Below are 375 nucleotides of genomic sequence, written 5' to 3' on the forward strand. Positions count from 1 at the left end.
ACAATGCTTCTAGATAGTGATGTAGATATTCGATATATTCAACAAATTCTTGGACATAGTTCTATATCAATCACACAAATCTATACTCACGTATCTCATTCAAAACAAAAAGAAATACTTAGTTCTTTTAATCCCATATCAGTAATTCATTCTGAAATCGAGTAAGAGACATTTCCGAAGGTTACAGTTCACTTCATCTTAAATTAATTTTTGTAGTTCGACTTTAGTTAATAGATTTTATACTCAACAAAAGCAAAAAACATATAAAACTTCACTTTGAATCAGCATTTTTACTTTATTCCGTATTAAGAACTCCATAATTGTTTTTCTAAAATACATCTTTCAAATATCCTTAAATATAATAAAAAGAGATGG

General features: G+C 26.7%; 1 protein-coding gene. It reads left to right on the plus strand.

Annotated elements, in window-relative coordinates:
- The coding region (locus tag CBI42_RS11530; RefSeq protein ID WP_179211425.1) for a tyrosine-type recombinase/integrase at positions 1–165 on the plus strand (165 nt) is incomplete at its 5' end.
- Positions 166–375 lie beyond the last annotated feature (210 nt).

Origin of the sequence: Streptococcus sp. KR, from assembly GCF_002238115.1 — a bacterium.
Lineage (GTDB): Bacteria > Bacillota > Bacilli > Lactobacillales > Streptococcaceae > Streptococcus.